The following is a 15,724-nucleotide window of genomic DNA, read 5'->3' as shown; positions in this document are numbered from 1 at the left end:
GGGGCGCACTGTGACCACCTCCCCGACGTCCGGTCCCTCACCCGCGGTCACCCGCCGGCCACCCGCCGCGCGGGAGCTGTGGCGCGTGCTGGCCGGGAAGGTGGCCCGGTTGGTGGCCGGCGTGCGCCAGACCTGGCGCCGCTCGTTGCAGGTCCGGGTGGTGACCATCACGCTGGTCACCTCCAGCCTGCTCGTCGGCGGGTTCGCGTACCTGATCGCCGACAAGATCACCAACATCCTGGTGGAGAACGCCGAGACCGATGTCCGGCTCCGGCTCAGCAGCGGCAGCGACTACGCGGCCAAGCAGTTCAGCCTCTACAGCCAGGCTCAGGAGGCCCAGCTCCAGGACACCATCGACGGCACGGTCAACTACCTGGCCGGCGGGGACCCGCAGCAGACCAGCGGGGTGGTGGTCGGGATCATCGCCGACGACTACACCGGCATCATCGAGCCGCGCTTCTCCCCGGACGTGGAGGTCCGCCCGCTGATCAGCCGCGAGCTGCGGGCCACCGTCGCCGGGGGCAAGATCGCCAGCCAGATCCGCACCGGCCGGCTGGCCGCCGACCCCACGAAATACCTGGTGTACGGCTCGCCGGTGCCGACCCGCTTCGGCCAGGTGGAGCTGTACTACCTGGTGCCACTGACCCGCCAGGACGCCACGGCGGCGGACGCCCGGGCCACCGTGGTGGCCACCGGGGCGGCGCTGGTGCTCCTGCTCGGCCTGCTCGCCGCCCTGGTCACCCGGCTGGTCGTGACGCCGGTGCGGGTGGCCGCCCGGACGGCCCAGCGGCTCTCCGCCGGCCTGCTCGACCAGCGGATGGTGGTCAACGGGGAGGACGACCTGGCACTGCTGGCCGCGTCGTTCAACCAGATGGCCACCAACCTGCAACGGCAGATCCTCCGGCTGGAGGAGATGTCCCGGTTGCAGCGCCGCTTCACCTCCGACGTCTCCCACGAGCTGCGTACCCCGCTGACCACGGTCCGGATGGCCGCCGACCTGATCTTCGCCGAGCGGGACGAGTTCGACCCGGCGGTGGCTCGCAGCGCCGAGCTGCTCCAGGCCGAGCTGGACCGGTTCGAGGAGCTCCTCACCGACCTGCTGGAGATCAGCCGCTTCGACGCCGGGTTCGCCATGCTGGACGCCGAGCCGACCGACCTGGTGCCGGTGGTGCACCGGGTCGCCGACCGGCTGGCCGGGCTGGCCGAGCGGGTCGGGGTGACCATCGAGCTGGACGTGCCCGACGCCCCGGTGATCGCCGAGGTGGACCCGCGCCGGGTCGAGCGGGTGCTGCGCAACCTGGTCGGCAACGCCGTCGAGCACGGCGAGGCCAAGCCCGTCCTGATCACCCTCGGGCACGACCAGACGGCGGTCGCGATCACCGTCCGGGACCACGGGGTGGGGCTCAAGCCGGGCGAGGAGAAGCTGGTCTTCAACCGGTTCTGGCGGGCCGACCCGTCCCGGGCCCGGCAGACCGGGGGCACCGGTCTCGGCCTGTCCATCAGCCTGGAGGACGCCCGGCTGCACGGCGGCTGGCTGGAGGCGTGGGGCGCGCCGGGCCAGGGCGCACAGTTCCGACTCACCCTGCCGGCCCGGGCCGGAGACCGGCTGACCACGTCCCCGCTGAGGCTGGTACCCGGCGACGCGGCCCTGCCGTTCGGCGGCCCCCGGGACGGCGGGCTGCTCGCCATCGGCTCCGGAACCGGGGGCGCGTTGGCCATCGGGCCCGCCCCGGCGACCGGCGACCGCGCGGAGGTGGGGTCGTGACGCCTCGCCGCCGGCTCGCCGTGCCCCTCGCCGGGCTGCTCCTGCTCACCGGGATCGCCGGCTGCGGCATCCCCAAGGAGTCCGAGGTCAGGGTCGACGGGCAGGTGACCGCCGCCAGGTCCGGCTCGTCGAGCTACCGCCGGGACGAGCCACCGGGCCCCGCCGCCAGCGGCACCGACCGCAAGGCCTTCGTCACGAACTTCCTCTCCGCCGCCGCCGGTGAGGCGGACCGGGCCTACTACCGGGTCAAGCAGTTCGTCGCCCCGGACGGGCGCAGCCGGATCCAGGAGAAGCAGCCCAGCGAGGTGGCTCTCACCGTGGTGCGACTGCGCGAGACGCCGGTGATCACCGAGACCACGGACGGCATCAAGGTCACCCTCCGGGTGCAGCAGATCGGCCTGTTGCGCGCCGACGGCACGCTGGTGCCGCCGGTGGCCACCGACACCGAGTACCGGTTCAAGCTGAGCGCCGCCCAGGAGGACAAGCCGGACGCCGGCTGGTACGTCAAGGACCCGCCGCCGAACGTGCTGCTGCTCAGCGACGACGCGCTGCGGCAGTACTACCAGACCCACACCGTCTACTTCTGGAACACCGACCGCACCCGGCTGGTGCCCGACCAGCGCTACCTGCCCCTGGCCGTGCCCGACGAGCGGCGGGTCACCGAGGTGGTGAAGTGGCTGACGGCCGGGCCGTCGGAGTGGCTGGGGTCGGGGACGCGCCGGCTGCCGGACGGCACCCGCCTGATCAACAACGCGACCGAGTCGGACGGGCAGTGGGAGGTCAACCTCGACATGCCCGTCGACGCGGACGACAAGCGGGTCGAGCAGTTCGTCGACCAGCTCGCCTGGTCGCTGTCGGAGCTGGACGGCCAACTGGAGCTGAAGATCCACAACCAGTCCCGGAAGAAGGTGCCCGACCTCGCCGCGCACCGCCGGGCGAATCCGGCGTACCCGGTCACCGGCGACCCGCAGCGGTTCTGCGTCTACGACGGGGCGGTCCACCCGCTCGCCTTCGCCGGCGAGGCGAGCGGCCGGGTGCCGGTCGTGGCGGCGTACAACAAGGGTGTCGTGTCGGCCGGGTTCAGCCGCTCCGACGACACGGTGCTGGCCGCCCTGGTGACGGCCGGGCCGGACCAGCGTCAGCGGCTCACGGTCGGCGCCGGCGCGGAGCCGGTCAGCATCTTCCAGCGCAGCCCCCAGTCGTACGCCTCGATGGGTCGGCCGGTCTGGCTGCGCTCGCCCGACCCGGAACGCCCGCAGGGGCTGTTGGTGGCCGACGGCCAGCTCTACCGGTTCGACGGGAACGCCCAGCTCCGGGTGCTGCCGCTGACCGTCGAGGGCGAGGTGACGGCGGTGGCCGCCTCGCTGGACGGGCACCGGATCGCGGCGATCGTCGGAGGCGATCTGTACGTCGCGGCGGTCAACCTGAACGGCGGGGTGGTCTCCGTGGGCCCGGCCCGCCGGCTGGTCACCTCGCTGACCGACCTCTCCGCGGTCGACTGGGCGACGGAGAACAGCCTGGACCTGGCCGGGTCGGTGGGGCGCCCGGCGGTCTACCAGATCAGCGTGGACGGTGCCCTGGAGACGGCGCTGCGCAACGACGTCGGCGCCCGGGTGACCCACCTGTCGACGTACCCGCTCAACCCGGTGGTGCCGTTCTCCAGCGGGAACCTGATGTACGAGGCGAACGGGGTGGCGTACCGGAACAACCCGTTCGACACCATCAAGCGGGACCAGGTGCTGGAGGTGACCCCGCCGCCGGCCGGGGTACGGGCCGGCAACCCGACCGCCCCGTTCTTCCTCTACTGAGCGGGCGCGGTGCGCGGCGTCGGCGGGCTCTGGGCGGACCTCACCGACCTGGTGCTGCCGGTGGAGTGCGCCGGCTGCCGGGACCGCACGGCGACCGTCCGGCGCGGGTTCTGCCCCCGCTGCGTGGCGGCGCTGGAGGCGCTGGGTCCCCGCCCCGTACGTCCGACCCCCGCCCCGGCCGGCCTGCCGCCGTGCGTCGCTCTCGGCCCGTACGCCGGGCCGCTGCGGGAGGCGCTGCTGGCGTACAAGGAGCGGGGCCGGCACGGGCTGGCCCGGCCGCTGGGTGGGCTGCTCGCGGAGGTGGTGGCCGATGCGGTGGGCGGGACGAGGCCGGTGCTGCTGGCCCCGGTGCCGGACACGGCGGCGGCGGCCCGCGCCCGGTACGGCGACCACCTGGACCGGCTGGCCCGGCACGCGGCGGTCCGGCTGCGCCGGGCCGGGTGGCCGGTGCGGGTGGTACGGCCGCTGCGGGCGCTGCCCCGGCCGGACTCGACCACCCTGGACCGCGCCGGCCGCGCCCGGGCGGTGGAGTCGGCGTTCCGGCCCCGCCCCGGGGCGGCCCCGCCCCGGCCCCGGGCCGGCGTGCCGACGCCCGTGGTCGTGCTGCTCGACGACATCGTCACCACCGGGGTCACCCTGGCCGCCGCCGGTCGGGCGCTCAGCGCGACCGGCCTGTCACCGCAGGTCGCCGCGGTGCTCGCCGCGACCGAGAAACGGTGTCATTGATGACGTTTCGTGTTTTGTGTTTCACCCGACCGTGTCCATCCTGTGAAAGTTCTGAGCCTTTCCGCGGCGGGGGGTGACTCGCGGACGAATAAGGGTTAGCGTTTTCGTGTCGGGGGTAGGAAGGCATTCCCACCCGCCCCCGGCGGTGAGAGGAGGCGGAGCCGCACTGACCCGGTCGACGCCGCACGGGCTGCCCAGAGGGCGAGCCGGCCGGGATTTCCGAATCGAAGGCCGTCCGAACAAGGGAGGTCACGTGGACATCGTGGTCAAGGGCCGCAACGTCGAGGTTCCAGATCATTACCGGGTGCACGTAGCCGAGAAGCTCGCGAAGATCGAACGTTACGATCACAAACTAATTCGTGTTGACGTCGAGTTGTTCCACGAGCGCAATCCACGCCAGTCCGACCATTGCCAACGGGTCGAGATAACGTGCGTTTCCCGTGGTCCGGTGATTCGGGCCGAGGCCTGCACCGACGATTTCTACAGCGCGCTCGACGCCGCGATCGCGAAGCTGGACAACCGGCTGCGCCGGGCGGCGGACCGCCGCCGGGTCCACCGGGGCCGGCACGCACCGATCTCCGTCGCGGCGGCCACCGCCGACCTGCCCGTGGCGGATCTCGGGTCCCCCGTCGCGGCCCTGAACGGCTCGCGAACGGCCACCGCCGTCGCGGAACGGGTCGAGGAGGAGTACGACGACCAGCCCTGGCACATCGCCCGGGCGAAGGTGCACCCCGCCGAGCCGATGACCGTCGACGACGCGCTGTTCCAGATGGAACTGGTCGGGCACGACTTCTACCTGTTCCACGACAAGGAGTCCGGCCGCCCCAGCGTCGTCTACCGCAGGCACGCCTACGACTACGGCATCATCTCCCTCGACGCCTGACCCCGACCGGCCGTTCCCCGCTGGCCCGCACGGGTCAGCGGGGAACGTCGGTGGCGAGCAGGCCGTAGATGAGGGAGTCGTACCGGGTGCCGTCCGGGCCGGGCAGCCGGCCGCGCAGCAGGCCCTCACGGGAGAAGCCGACCTTCTCCAGCACCCGCTGTGAGGCCACGTTCTCGGGGCGGGTGCCCGCCCACATCCGCGCGATCCCGACCTCGTGGAACGCCCAACCGACGACGAGGCGGGCCGCCCGGGTGGCCAGGCCCCGGCCCCGCCCGGCGGGCAGCATGCTGTAGCCGATCATCGCCTGCCCCGTCGCCGGCTCGTCGTGGTACAGGGCGCACCCGCCGACCAGCTCACCGGTCGCCGCGTCCAGGATGGCCAGGTCGGCGGCGAGCCCGGCCAGCCAGCGGCTCCCCGCGAGGCGGCAGCGCCGCTCGATGTCGGCGAGCGACGGCAGCTCCGGCGGGACCCGGTTGGCGACCACCTCGGGCCGGCGGTGCAGCCGGTACATCCCCTCCACGTCGTCCGCGCCGACCGGGCGCAGGGTCACCACGCCGTCGGTGAGCCGGCCGCCGGGAAGGTCGGGCAGGGTCCGGGTCACGGGCCCGGGCGGGTCGTCGGCCAGCCGTACCCAGCAGACCCGGTCGTGCCGGCTGCCGTCGCGGGCCGGGGCCGCCCCGCGGCGTACCCCCTCGTGCCGGAAGCCGGCAGCGAGCGCGACGCGCTGGCTGGCCGTGTTCTCCGGGTGGGTGAGCAGCTCCAGCCGGGCCGTGCCGTGCGCGAACGCCGCTGCGGCCAGCGCCCGGGTCGCGGCGGTGGCCACCCCGCGCCCACGCGCCCACGGCGCGACCCAGTAGCCGATCTCCGCCTGCCCCCGAGCCGGAACCGGGTTGCTCAGGCCGATGCTGCCGAGCAGCCGGTCGGTCGCCGGGTCCGCGACCGTGTACGCGGCCCCGCCGGTGGCCCAGACCGCCGGGGCGCCCTCGGCGAACCACCACCGGGCGTCCGCCTCGGTGTACGGGCTGGGCAGGCCGGGCAGGAACCGCTGGGTGATCGGGTCGGAGCAGGCCGACGCGGTGTCCGCGACGTCGTCGACGTGGAACGGCCGCAGCCGGACCCCCTCGGCCTCTACGGTGGCGGGGGGCGCGCTCATGCCAGGTCCCTGGGGAGCAGCGAGCCGGTCCAGGCGTCGCCCCGGGCGCCGCCGCGGAGGGTCAGCGCCGCCCGGGCCACGCCCTCCATGACGAAGCCGGCTTTCTCCGCCGCCCGGCGGGAGGCGGAGTTGCCGACCAGCGCCCGCCACTCGACCCTCGCCAGGCCGAGGGTGGTGAAGCCCCAGGTGGCCAGGGCGGCGGTCGCGGCCGGCACGTACCCCCGGCCCCGGGCGTGCGGCGCGGTCATGAAGCCGACCATGCCCTGCACCGGGTCGGCGGCGCAGATCCGCAGGTCGATCGAGGCTAGGTACCGGTCGTCGCCGTCGGCGACGGTGAAGTACGCCCCCGTGCCGCGCGCCCACGTCGCCTCGGCGATGTCCCGCTTGAACTCCTCGGCGTGCGTCCGTTCGTACGGGGCCGGCACCGTGGTCCACTCGATCGTGTGCGGGTCGCGGCAGGTCTCGGCGATCGCGTCCAGGTCGCGCTCCTCGAGCGGCCGCAGCCGCAGCTCCCCGGCGCCGACGGTGGCGAACAGGGTGGGCTGCGCCCGGCCGAAGACGGCGGCCCGGCGGGCGTCCAGGGTTTCCGGTCCGGCCGGCCCGGGGGCGCCCGGCGCGGGCAGCTCGCCGGGGAACAGGGAGCCGAGCCAACCCTCCCGCCGGCCGTCGGGCGCCGGGTGGGCCAGCCGCAGCTCGCCCTCGACCCGGAAGCCGGCGCGCAGCGCGGCCAGCCGGGAGGCGTGGTTGCCGATCTCGGCCTGCCAGAGCAGCCGGCGCAGCCCGAGCGCGTCGAACGCCCACCGGGCGACGGCCCGGGTGGCCCGGGCGGCGACGCCCCGACCCCGGGCCCAGGGGGCCACCCAGTAGCCGATCTCACCGGTGTCGGCCCCCTTGTCCAGCGCCACCAGGCCGCAGGAGGCCAGCAGTTCCCCGGTGGCGCCGTCGCAGACGGCGAACGGGGCGCCGGTGCCGTCGCGCCAGGCCGCCGTGCTGAGGTCGGTGACGAACCCGTGGGCATGTTCGGGCAGGTACGGGCGAGGTACGGTGGTCCAGCGCTGGATGTCCGGGTCCTGGCAGGCCCGGTGCACGGCGTCAGCGTCGGTTGCCTGCCAGGGCCGCAGCAGCAGACCGTCCTCGGTGAGTTCCACGGGTTCCATCCGAGCCATCGTGCCGGATCGTTCGCGCTGGGCGTAACCGGATATCCCGCCGCCGGCCCGCGGTCCGAGCGTTATGTCGGTTTAGGTCGACCGGACCGCCGCCACCAGTGACCATCGGGCCGACGGAGCGCCTACGATGGGTCGAGACTGTCTAGGGGAGCGTTGATCCGTGTCGATTCTGGAAAAGGTCCTCCGCGCTGGCGAGGGCCGTATGGTGCGCCGGCTGAAGGCCATCGCCGCCGCCGTCAACTCGATCGAGGACGACTACGTCAACCTCACCGACGACGAGTTGCGTGGCCTCACTGACCAGTACCGGGAGCGGCTGGCCGACGGTGAGACCCTCGACGACCTGCTGCCGGAGGCCTTCGCCACGGTGCGCGAGGCGTCCGCCCGGGTGCTCGGCCAGCGGCCGTACGACGTCCAGGTGATGGGTGGGGCGGCGCTGCACTTCGGCAACATCGCCGAGATGAAGACCGGTGAGGGCAAGACCCTGACCTCGGTCATGGCGGTGTATCTCAACGCGCTGTCCGGCAAGGGCGTGCACGTGATCACGGTCAACGACTACCTGGCCCCGCGTGACGCCGCCTGGATGGGTCAGGTGCACAGGTTCCTCGGCCTCACCGTCGGCGTGGTGCTGCCCAACCGGCCGGCCAGCGAGCACCGCGCCGCGTACGAGTGCGACATCACCTACGGCACCAACAACGAGTTCGGCTTCGACTACCTGCGCGACAACATGGCCTGGTCGAAGGACGAGCTGGTCCAGCGCGGCCACAACTTCGCGGTGGTCGACGAGGTCGACTCGATCCTGATCGACGAGGCCCGGACGCCGCTGATCATCTCCGGCCCGGCCGAGCACTCGGCCCGCTGGTACGGCGAGTTCTCCGGCGTGGTGGCCCGGCTCCAGCCCGGCAAGGACGGCGAGGGCGACTACGAGGTCGACTACGCCAAGCGCACCATCGCGGTGACCGAGCGCGGCGTGGCGAAGGTGGAGGACCGGCTCGGCATCGACAACCTCTACGAGTCGGTGAACACCCCCCTCGTCGGTTACCTGAACAACGCCATCAAGGCCAAGGAGCTGTACAAGCGCGACAAGGACTACATCGTCAGCGACGGCGAGGTCCTGATCGTCGACGAGTTCACCGGCCGCATCCTGCACGGGCGCCGCTACAACGAGGGCATGCACCAGGCGATCGAGGCCAAGGAGGGGGTGGAGATCAAGCAGGAGAACCAGACCCTGGCCACGATCACCCTCCAGAACTACTTCCGCCTCTACGAGAAGCTCTCCGGCATGACCGGTACGGCCCAGACCGAGGCGGGCGAGTTCAACAAGGTCTACAACGTCGGCGTGGTGACCATCCCGACCCACCGGCCGATGGTCCGGCAGGACCGGGCCGACGTCATCTACAAGACCGAGAAGGCCAAGTTCAACGCGGTCGTCGAGGACATCGCCGAGCGGCACCAGGCCGGTCAGCCGGTGCTCGTCGGCACCGTCTCGGTGGAGAACTCCGAGATCATCTCCCAGCTGCTGCGCCGTCGGGGCATCCCGCACTCCGTGCTGAACGCCAAGTTCCACGCCAAGGAGGCGGAGATCGTCGCCCAGGCCGGGCGCAAGGGCGGGGTCACCGTGGCGACCAACATGGCCGGCCGGGGCACCGACATCCTGCTCGGCGGCAACCCCGAGTTCCTCGCCGCCAACGAGCTGCGCCAACGCGGCCTCGACCCGGCGGAGAACGAGGAGGAGTACGCCAAGGCCATGGAGGAGGTCCTGCCCAAGTGGAAGCAGGCCTGCGAGGCCGAGGCGGAGGAGGTCGCGGGCGTCGGCGGGCTCTACGTGCTGGGGACCGAGCGGCACGAGTCCCGGCGGATCGACAACCAGCTGCGGGGTCGGGCCGGCCGGCAGGGTGACCCGGGCGAGTCCCGCTTCTACCTGTCCCTGCAGGACGAGCTGATGAAGCGGTTCCGGGCCGGCGCGGTCGAGGCGGTGATGGACCGCTTCAACATCCCCGAGGACGTGCCCATCGAGTCGAAGATGGTGACCCGTCAGATCAAGAGCGCCCAGGCCCAGATCGAGGGCCAGAACGCCGAGATCCGCAAGAACGTCCTGAAGTACGACGAGGTGCTCAACAAGCAGCGCCAGGTCATCTACGCCGAGCGCCTGCGGGTGCTCAACGGCGAGGACCTCTCCGACCAGGTCCGCAACATGATCGACGACGTGATCGGCGCGTACGTGATCGGCGCCACCAGCGACGGCTACGCCGAGGACTGGGACCTCGAACAGCTCTGGGCCAGCCTCAAGCAGCTCTACCCGGTGGGCATCGCACTGGACGAGCTGGAGGAGGAGATCGGCTCCCGGGCCGCTTTCGACCAGGACCTCCTGCTCGCCCGCCTCAAGGAGGACGCGAACGCCGCCTACGACCGGCGCGAGGAGCAGCTCGGCGAGGAGGGCACCCGCGAGCTGGAGCGGATGGTGCTGCTTCAGGTCATCGACCGCAAGTGGCGTGAGCACCTCTATGAGATGGACTACCTCCAGGAGGGCATCAGTCTGCGGGCGTACGCCCAGCGCGACCCGGTGGTGGAGTACCAGCGCGAGGGCTTCGACATGTTCGCCACCATGATGGACGGCATCAAGGAGGAGACGGTCGGCTTCCTCTACAACCTGGAGGTCCAGGTCCAGGAGGCCGAGCCTGAGCCCGAGGCCGAGGACGTGCAGCTGCTGGACAAGCCGGTGGAGATCCGGGCCAAGGGCCTGGGTCGCGCCCCCCAGCAGCAGGGCCTGCAGTACTCCGCGCCGACCATCGACGGTGAGGCCGGAGCCGGGGCGGTCGCCGTGGAGCGGCCCGAGGAGAAGGCCCCGCCGGTGCGCGCGGCCCGCTCCGAGCGGCCGGCCCGGCCGGCGGCCCCGCCGGCCCCCGAGGCTCAGCGCCGTCCGGCCGCTTTCGGCGGGAGCGGGCAGGCCGTGGCGGCCAGCTCCGCCCGGCAGACGGCCCCGGCCCGGGGAGAGGCCGGCGGCCCGTCGCGTAACGCGCCCTGCCCGTGCGGCTCCGGCCGCAAGTACAAGCGGTGCCACGGCGCCGCCAACGGCGGCAACTGACCCGTCCGGCGCCGCCGACGACGGCGTCCGTTCCACCAGCGAGCGACAGCAAGGGGCCCCGGCGACCGCCGGGGCCCCTTGCTGTCCGCCAGGTCGCCCCGGCTTCGGCTCCGTGCCCGGCCTGGCTGCCGGCCCGCTGCGGGAATTGACTTCCGGCCCCGGCCTTCGGGGCGCGGGCGCAGCCGTCGGGGGCGGTCAGACGAGCTGGAGTACGGTGCAGAGCCAGCGACCGCGCCGATGTTCCAGGCGGAGCGCCATCGCCCAGGTGTGCCCGGCGGCGCTGCCCAGGACGGCGGCGGCCTCCACGGCCGCGGGGCGGGGTTCGCAGACCCGCAGCCGGCGCAGCCGCACGGTCGGACGGGTGGAGCGGCGACGGACCGGGCCGGTGCGCGCCGCCGCCCTGGTCAGTTCGGTCATCACGTCGGCCGAGCAGGCCGGCTCGCTCATCGGGCGGATCTGCCCGAGCGGCCGGTATCCGTTGAGGATCTCCAGGCAGGTGGTGACGAAGCGCTGGGCGGCCCGGGTGGCCTCCGGCGTGGCCGTGACCAGCGCGGCGGGCGGCGGAGCCGGTGGAGTGGCCCGCCCGGGACCGCCAGGGGCGGGACGGGGGTCGGGCGGGCGCCCGCCGGGGCGGGCCGGGATGCGGCGGTGCGCCTCGAACAGGTCGAGGGCCAGTTGGGCGGCGACCGGGCGGGGCCAGCCCTCGGCCGGCTCCTCGGTGAACGGCGGGTCGAGCGGGGGCGCCGGTCGCACCCGGACCGGAGGACGGACGGGCCCGGGACGACGGGACTCAATCATCGAAACCCCCGATGCTTGCGTTTGCCTTCGTTTGCCTCCGACAGGCTCGATTCTCGGCCAGGACAACGCCCGCGGTCAATGCCGCTCGGTGCGGTGGCCGCTACTCGGCGTCGCGGTCGTTCAGCGGGTTGTCCCGGACCCACTCGGCGGTCTCGGCGTATTTGTGCTGGATGTACTCTTCCAGGCGGGCGCGCTCGACCCGCCAATGCCCCCGACCGCCGACCTTGATCCCGGGCAGCTCACCGCTGCGCACCATGTGGTAGACCTGCGAGTCCGACACGTTGAGCTCGGCGGCCACGTCGGAGAGCAGCAGGAACCTCGGCTCCATGAAAACTCCCGGGGTTGACGTCGTTTGCCTCAGTTTGCCATCCACTGCCGACAGCGTCGCCGACCCGCCACCCGCGCGGCAACCTTCCGTGCGGCGGGTGCGGGGTGTATGACGGTCAGGGCGTACGGCATTATCGGCGCCCAGGGCCGGCGCACGCCGGCCGGCAGGCGGAACGGGGGAGACGACCGGTGACCGAGGAGCTTGTCCGGGTGTACGTGCCGGCGATCGTGCCGATGCTGGCCCGCCTCCCCGAGCAGGGGCTGCCCGAGACCGACGCCCACACGGTGACCCCTGCCCTGCGCGAGTGGTACGTCGAGGGCGACGAGGAGGAACTGGAGTACGTCGCGTTCACCCGGGCCGCCCAGGACGCGCTGCTCCTGCTCCGGGACGATCCGGCCGCACCCCGTCGGCGCGCGGTGGTCGCCGTCGACGTCCCCGCCTCGGCGCTGCGGCGCACCGACGACGTGCTCGGCTCCAGCGCGGTCCGGCTGGTCCGACCGGTGCCGGTGACGGCGGTGGCCGCGCTGCACGTCGACGGCGACGACGCGCGTGACGACGTGGCCGCCGCCGCTGCCGTGGTCGCCGAGGCGCTGGCCGACGACCCGGACGCCCAGTTCACCGTCGACGGGGCCGAGGACCACGAGCTGGAGTGGTACGACGTCAGCGAGCTGGAGCAGCTGCTGCGCGCCGCGTCCTGACGCCGCCCGCGTACCCGTGTCCGCCGTACCGGCGGGCCGGGGGACGGCTCGGCCCCGTCAGCGGTCGGCCGCCGCCCCCGCCGTCGCCCCGTCGTCGGCCGCTGTCCCGGTGGCGTCGTCGCCCGGAGTGGGGCCCAGCGTGCGGCCGAAGGCGATGAGCGCGGTGAGCGCGCCGACGAAGAGCACCCAGATCCCGTTGTCGATCCGCGAGGTGCCCAGCGAGGTCTGGGCGACCGCGTCCGCCTCGCTCAGCGCGCCGGCCAGGTCGAGCAGCGAGCGCCCGCCGACCCGGATGATGATCTCGGCGAGCAGCAGGAGCAGGCCGGGGCCGGCCCCGGCCAGCAGGTAGCCGGGCCAGCGGGGGGCGGGCGAGGCCTGGTCGCGCCGCCTGGCCCAGGTGAGGTAGCCGAAGGCGAGCAGCCCGGCCAGCAGCCCGGCGAGCAGGGACTCCGACCGGGACACCCACTTCGCGGCGCCGACCATCGACTCCTGGGTGTCGCCCGCGCCGAAAAGGTCGAACAGCGGGTCCCGGGCCCGGCTGAACGCCACCACGAAGACCAGCGCGCCGAGCGCGGCGGCGATGATCGCGCCGGCCACCCGGGCGTTGCCCACGCCGGCCACGGCGCCGCCGATGATCGCCGCTGCGGCGGTGGTGCCGGCGATGACGTTGGTGGTCGTGTTGTCGAAGTAGGTCAGGTTGATCGCCACCGCCGCCGCGAGCCCGACCAGCACGCCGGTGCCGACCGCGACGGCGAAGCGCAGGGTGACCCGCTCGGCGCCCCGCCGGGCCAGCAGGTTGGTCGCCGCCAGGGCGACCGCCGCGCCGGCCACCAGCGCGGCCGAGATGACCCCGGGCAGCGCGAACGCGGAGAGGCTGATCGCGGTGATCCCCGCCTCGGCGGAGGTGATCACCGCCCGCGTGGACCAGAGCATCGCCGCCAGCCAGGCCACGGCCAACAGCGCCAGCACGACCGCCCCCGGGGCGCGCGCCGGCGTCGTACCCTCGGCGGTCGGTGCCGGCTCCACGGCCGACGCCGGTCCGGCGGCGTCGCCTGGCTCGTCGGTCCCGGCCGGGGCGCCCTGCACCGGCTGGTCCGGCTCCGCGGCGGTGGCGCTGCCGGGCTGGTTGCTCATCGTCTTCCCTTCGACGGACGCCCGGACCCGGCCGGGTCTGCCGGCGCACGGGCGGGGCTGGTCACCGGCCATCCAGCGTACGCGCCACCCCACCGCCGGCCCGCCGCCCGTCCGACGCCACCCCACCCGCCCGTCCCGTGCCCCGGGCGGAGCGGGGAGCGGGCGGCAGCGGGCGAGGAATCGTAAGGGCGGCGGGTGCTGGGCGAGGGAATCGCCGGAGGTGAAGGCGGGTCGGGCGGTGATTCGCAGGGCAGGTCCGACGGGGCGGCGCGGGCCAGGTCGGGTGGGTGGGGCCGGGGCGGGGCGAAACCGGGGGTGCCGCGTGGGAGAATCGGCGCAGGTCCCGCCGCCGCGGCCGGTGCAGCCCGCGGCGTACGGCGTCCGGCCGCCCGGCCGGTGCCCGCGGGTCCGATTTCGCCACCGCTGCCGAGATCGCCAGGAGCCCCGATGGACGCCGTGTTCTCCGTACCCGAGCCGCGTAACGAGCCGGTCCATGCCTACGAGCCGGGCAGCGCCGACCGGGAGCGGCTCCAGCGACGCCTGACCGAGCTCGCCGGCGAGCGCCTGGACCTGCCGATGACCATCGCCGGCGAGCAGCGGATGGCCGGCGGTGAGCCGATCGACGTGGTGCAGCCACACCGGCACGCGCACGTGCTGGGCGTCACCGGCCACGCCACCCACGACGACGCCCGCGCCGCGGTGCGGGCCGCCAAGGACGCCGCCCCGATGTGGCGGGCCCTGCCGTTCGAGGAGCGTGCGGCGATCTTCCTGCGCGCCGCCGAGCTGCTTGCCGGCCCGTGGCGGGACACCGTCAACGCCGCCACCATGCTCGGCCAGTCGAAGACCGCCGTCCAGGCCGAGATCGACGCGGCCTGTGAGCTGATCGACTTCCTCCGGTTCAACGTGCACTTCGCCCGGGGCCTGCTCCAGGAGCAGCCACTCTCCTCCCCGGGGGTGTGGAACCGCCTCGACCACCGCCCCCTGGAGGGCTTCGTCTACGCGGTCACCCCGTTCAACTTCACCGCGATCGCCGGCAACCTGCCCTCCGCCCCGGCGCTGCTCGGCAACACCGTGGTCTGGAAGCCGAGCCCGACCCAGCAGTTCGCCGCGCACTTCACCATGCGGCTGTTCGAGGCGGCCGGCCTGCCGCCCGGTGTGATCAACATGGTCACCGGGCGGGGCGAGGAGGTCTCCGACGTGGTGCTCGCCGACCCGGACCTGGCCGGCATCCACTTCACCGGCTCGACCAAGGTCTTCCAGCAGCTGTGGAGGACCGTCGGTGACAACATCCACCGCTACCGGGGCTACCCCCGGCTGGTCGGCGAGACCGGCGGCAAGGACTTCGTGGTCGCGCACACCAGCGCCGACGTGGACGCGCTGCACACCGCGCTGATCCGCGGCGCGTACGAGTACCAGGGCCAGAAGTGCTCGGCCGCGTCCCGGGCGTACGTCCCACGGTCGCTGTGGGAGGGCGGGCTGCGCGACCGGCTGGCCGCCACCGCCGACTCGTTGACCTACGGCGACGTCACCGACTTCACCAACTTCGGCGGCGCGGTGATCGACGCCAAGGCGTTCGACCGGCACACCGCAGCCCTGGAGCTGATCTCCGGCGACGGCTCCTGCACCGTGCTGGCCGGCGGCACCGCCGACGACTCGGTCGGCTGGTTCGTCCGGCCGACCCTGTTCGAGTGCACCGACGCCGCACACGAGACGTTCACCACCGAGTACTTCGGCCCGATCCTCGGCGTGCACGTCTTCGACGACGCCCGCTTCGACGAGGTGGTCGCCCAGGCCGAGTCGATCGCCCCGTACGCGCTGACCGGGGCGATCTTCGCCACTGACCGCCGGGTGGTCGACGCGGTGGCCGAGCGCATGCGGTATGCGGCCGGGAACTTCTACATCAACGACAAGCCGACCGGCGCGGTGGTGGGGCAGCAGCCATTCGGCGGCGCCCGGGCCAGCGGCACCAACGACAAGGCCGGCTCCTGGCACAACCTGGTTCGCTGGATGTCGCCCCGGACGATCAAGGAGACCTTCGTCCCACCGACCGACCACACCTACCCGCACATGGGCTGACGCGTCCGGCGAGGGCTCCCGCCGTGTCGCGGGGGCCCTCGCCGTGCGCAGCGTGACCGGCCCTCAACGGACTGTCGCCCGCCGACAGTGCACAAAGGAAACCCTCC

Annotated in this window: 12 protein-coding genes; 7 read left to right on the top strand and 5 right to left on the bottom strand. The window is 73.5% G+C overall.

From position 1 onward, the window contains the following. Positions 1-10: 10 nt before the first annotated feature. The 4 genes from mtrB to hpf all read left to right on the top strand — a co-directional run bounded on the left by mtrB (position 11) and on the right by hpf (position 5,182). Positions 11-1,765 carry an MtrAB system histidine kinase MtrB gene (gene mtrB / locus ACFYZF_RS07645; protein ID WP_387016977.1) on the top strand — a complete coding sequence of 585 codons (1,755 nt, stop codon included), beginning with the start codon at positions 11-13 and terminating at the stop codon, positions 1,763-1,765. Further along, on the top strand, positions 1,762-3,573 hold the full coding sequence (locus tag ACFYZF_RS07640; RefSeq protein ID WP_387016975.1) for an LpqB family beta-propeller domain-containing protein: 1,812 nt from the start codon (positions 1,762-1,764) through the stop codon (positions 3,571-3,573). The genes mtrB and ACFYZF_RS07640 overlap by 4 nt, the downstream gene beginning before the upstream one ends. A gap of 9 nt (positions 3,574-3,582) precedes the next feature. Beyond that, positions 3,583-4,299 (top strand): ComF family protein, encoded by a 717-nt coding sequence (locus ACFYZF_RS07635; RefSeq protein ID WP_387016973.1) that lies wholly within the window; start codon positions 3,583-3,585, stop codon positions 4,297-4,299. A 253-nt stretch (positions 4,300-4,552) separates the two neighbouring features. Then, positions 4,553-5,182: a ribosome hibernation-promoting factor, HPF/YfiA family gene (gene hpf, locus ACFYZF_RS07630; protein WP_387016971.1), complete on the top strand. Its 630-nt coding sequence runs from the start codon at positions 4,553-4,555 to the stop codon at positions 5,180-5,182. A 34-nt stretch (positions 5,183-5,216) separates the two neighbouring features. Here hpf and ACFYZF_RS07625 read toward each other — a convergent pair whose 3' ends face one another. Next, the gene (locus ACFYZF_RS07625; RefSeq protein ID WP_387016969.1) at positions 5,217-6,335 is read right to left on the bottom strand and encodes a GNAT family N-acetyltransferase; all 1,119 of its coding nucleotides are present in this window, start codon (positions 6,333-6,335) and stop codon (positions 5,217-5,219) included. Further along, entirely contained in the window at positions 6,332-7,492 is a 1,161-nt protein-coding gene (locus tag ACFYZF_RS07620) for a GNAT family N-acetyltransferase (protein ID WP_387016967.1), read from the bottom strand. The genes ACFYZF_RS07625 and ACFYZF_RS07620 overlap by 4 nt, the downstream gene beginning before the upstream one ends. A 169-nt stretch (positions 7,493-7,661) precedes the next feature. Between ACFYZF_RS07620 and secA the strand changes: the two genes are divergently transcribed. Continuing rightward, complete coding sequence (secA, locus tag ACFYZF_RS07615) at positions 7,662-10,583, top strand: preprotein translocase subunit SecA (RefSeq protein WP_387016965.1); 2,922 nt, start codon at positions 7,662-7,664, stop codon at positions 10,581-10,583. 195 nt (positions 10,584-10,778) lie between these two features. On the opposite strand, the gene ACFYZF_RS07610 is transcribed toward secA, so the two are convergent. Together ACFYZF_RS07610 and ACFYZF_RS07605 are read right to left on the bottom strand one after the other, a co-directional pair. Next, complete coding sequence (locus tag ACFYZF_RS07610) at positions 10,779-11,381, bottom strand: Rv3235 family protein (RefSeq protein WP_387016964.1); 603 nt, start codon at positions 11,379-11,381, stop codon at positions 10,779-10,781. A gap of 100 nt (positions 11,382-11,481) precedes the next feature. Then, positions 11,482-11,709 carry a helix-turn-helix transcriptional regulator gene (locus ACFYZF_RS07605; RefSeq protein WP_387016962.1) on the bottom strand — a complete coding sequence of 76 codons (228 nt, stop codon included), beginning with the start codon at positions 11,707-11,709 and terminating at the stop codon, positions 11,482-11,484. 188 nt (positions 11,710-11,897) lie between these two features. Between ACFYZF_RS07605 and ACFYZF_RS07600 the strand changes: the two genes are divergently transcribed. Continuing rightward, positions 11,898-12,407, top strand: coding sequence for a DUF6912 family protein (locus tag ACFYZF_RS07600; protein WP_387016960.1), 510 nt, complete (start codon positions 11,898-11,900; stop codon positions 12,405-12,407). 57 nt (positions 12,408-12,464) lie between these two features. Here ACFYZF_RS07600 and ACFYZF_RS07595 read toward each other — a convergent pair whose 3' ends face one another. Then, positions 12,465-13,541 carry a hypothetical protein gene (locus ACFYZF_RS07595; protein WP_387016958.1) on the bottom strand — a complete coding sequence of 359 codons (1,077 nt, stop codon included), beginning with the start codon at positions 13,539-13,541 and terminating at the stop codon, positions 12,465-12,467. A gap of 447 nt (positions 13,542-13,988) precedes the next feature. Between ACFYZF_RS07595 and pruA the strand changes: the two genes are divergently transcribed. Continuing rightward, complete coding sequence (pruA, locus tag ACFYZF_RS07590; RefSeq protein WP_387016956.1) at positions 13,989-15,617, top strand: L-glutamate gamma-semialdehyde dehydrogenase; 1,629 nt, start codon at positions 13,989-13,991, stop codon at positions 15,615-15,617. The last annotated feature ends 107 nt before the right edge of the window (positions 15,618-15,724 follow it).

This window comes from Micromonospora sp. NPDC001898, from assembly GCF_042891255.1.
Lineage (GTDB): Bacteria > Actinomycetota > Actinomycetes > Mycobacteriales > Micromonosporaceae > Micromonospora.
This window is presented reverse-complemented; position numbering and strand designations above follow the sequence as displayed.

Bases quoted from the DNA above. Each gene is read 5' to 3' on its own strand.
- ACFYZF_RS07620 (WP_387016967.1), bottom strand. From the start codon at position 7,492: ATGGAACCCGTGGAACTCACCGAGGACGGTCTGCTGCTGCGGCCCTGG.
- ACFYZF_RS07605 (WP_387016962.1), bottom strand. From the start codon at position 11,709: ATGGAGCCGAGGTTCCTGCTGCTCTCCGACGTGGCCGCCGAGCTCAAC.
- ACFYZF_RS07610 (WP_387016964.1), bottom strand. From the start codon at position 11,381: ATGATTGAGTCCCGTCGTCCCGGGCCCGTCCGTCCTCCGGTCCGGGTG.
- pruA (WP_387016956.1), top strand. From the start codon at position 13,989: ATGGACGCCGTGTTCTCCGTACCCGAGCCGCGTAACGAGCCGGTCCAT.
- ACFYZF_RS07625 (WP_387016969.1), bottom strand. From the start codon at position 6,335: ATGAGCGCGCCCCCCGCCACCGTAGAGGCCGAGGGGGTCCGGCTGCGG.
- ACFYZF_RS07595 (WP_387016958.1), bottom strand. From the start codon at position 13,541: ATGAGCAACCAGCCCGGCAGCGCCACCGCCGCGGAGCCGGACCAGCCG.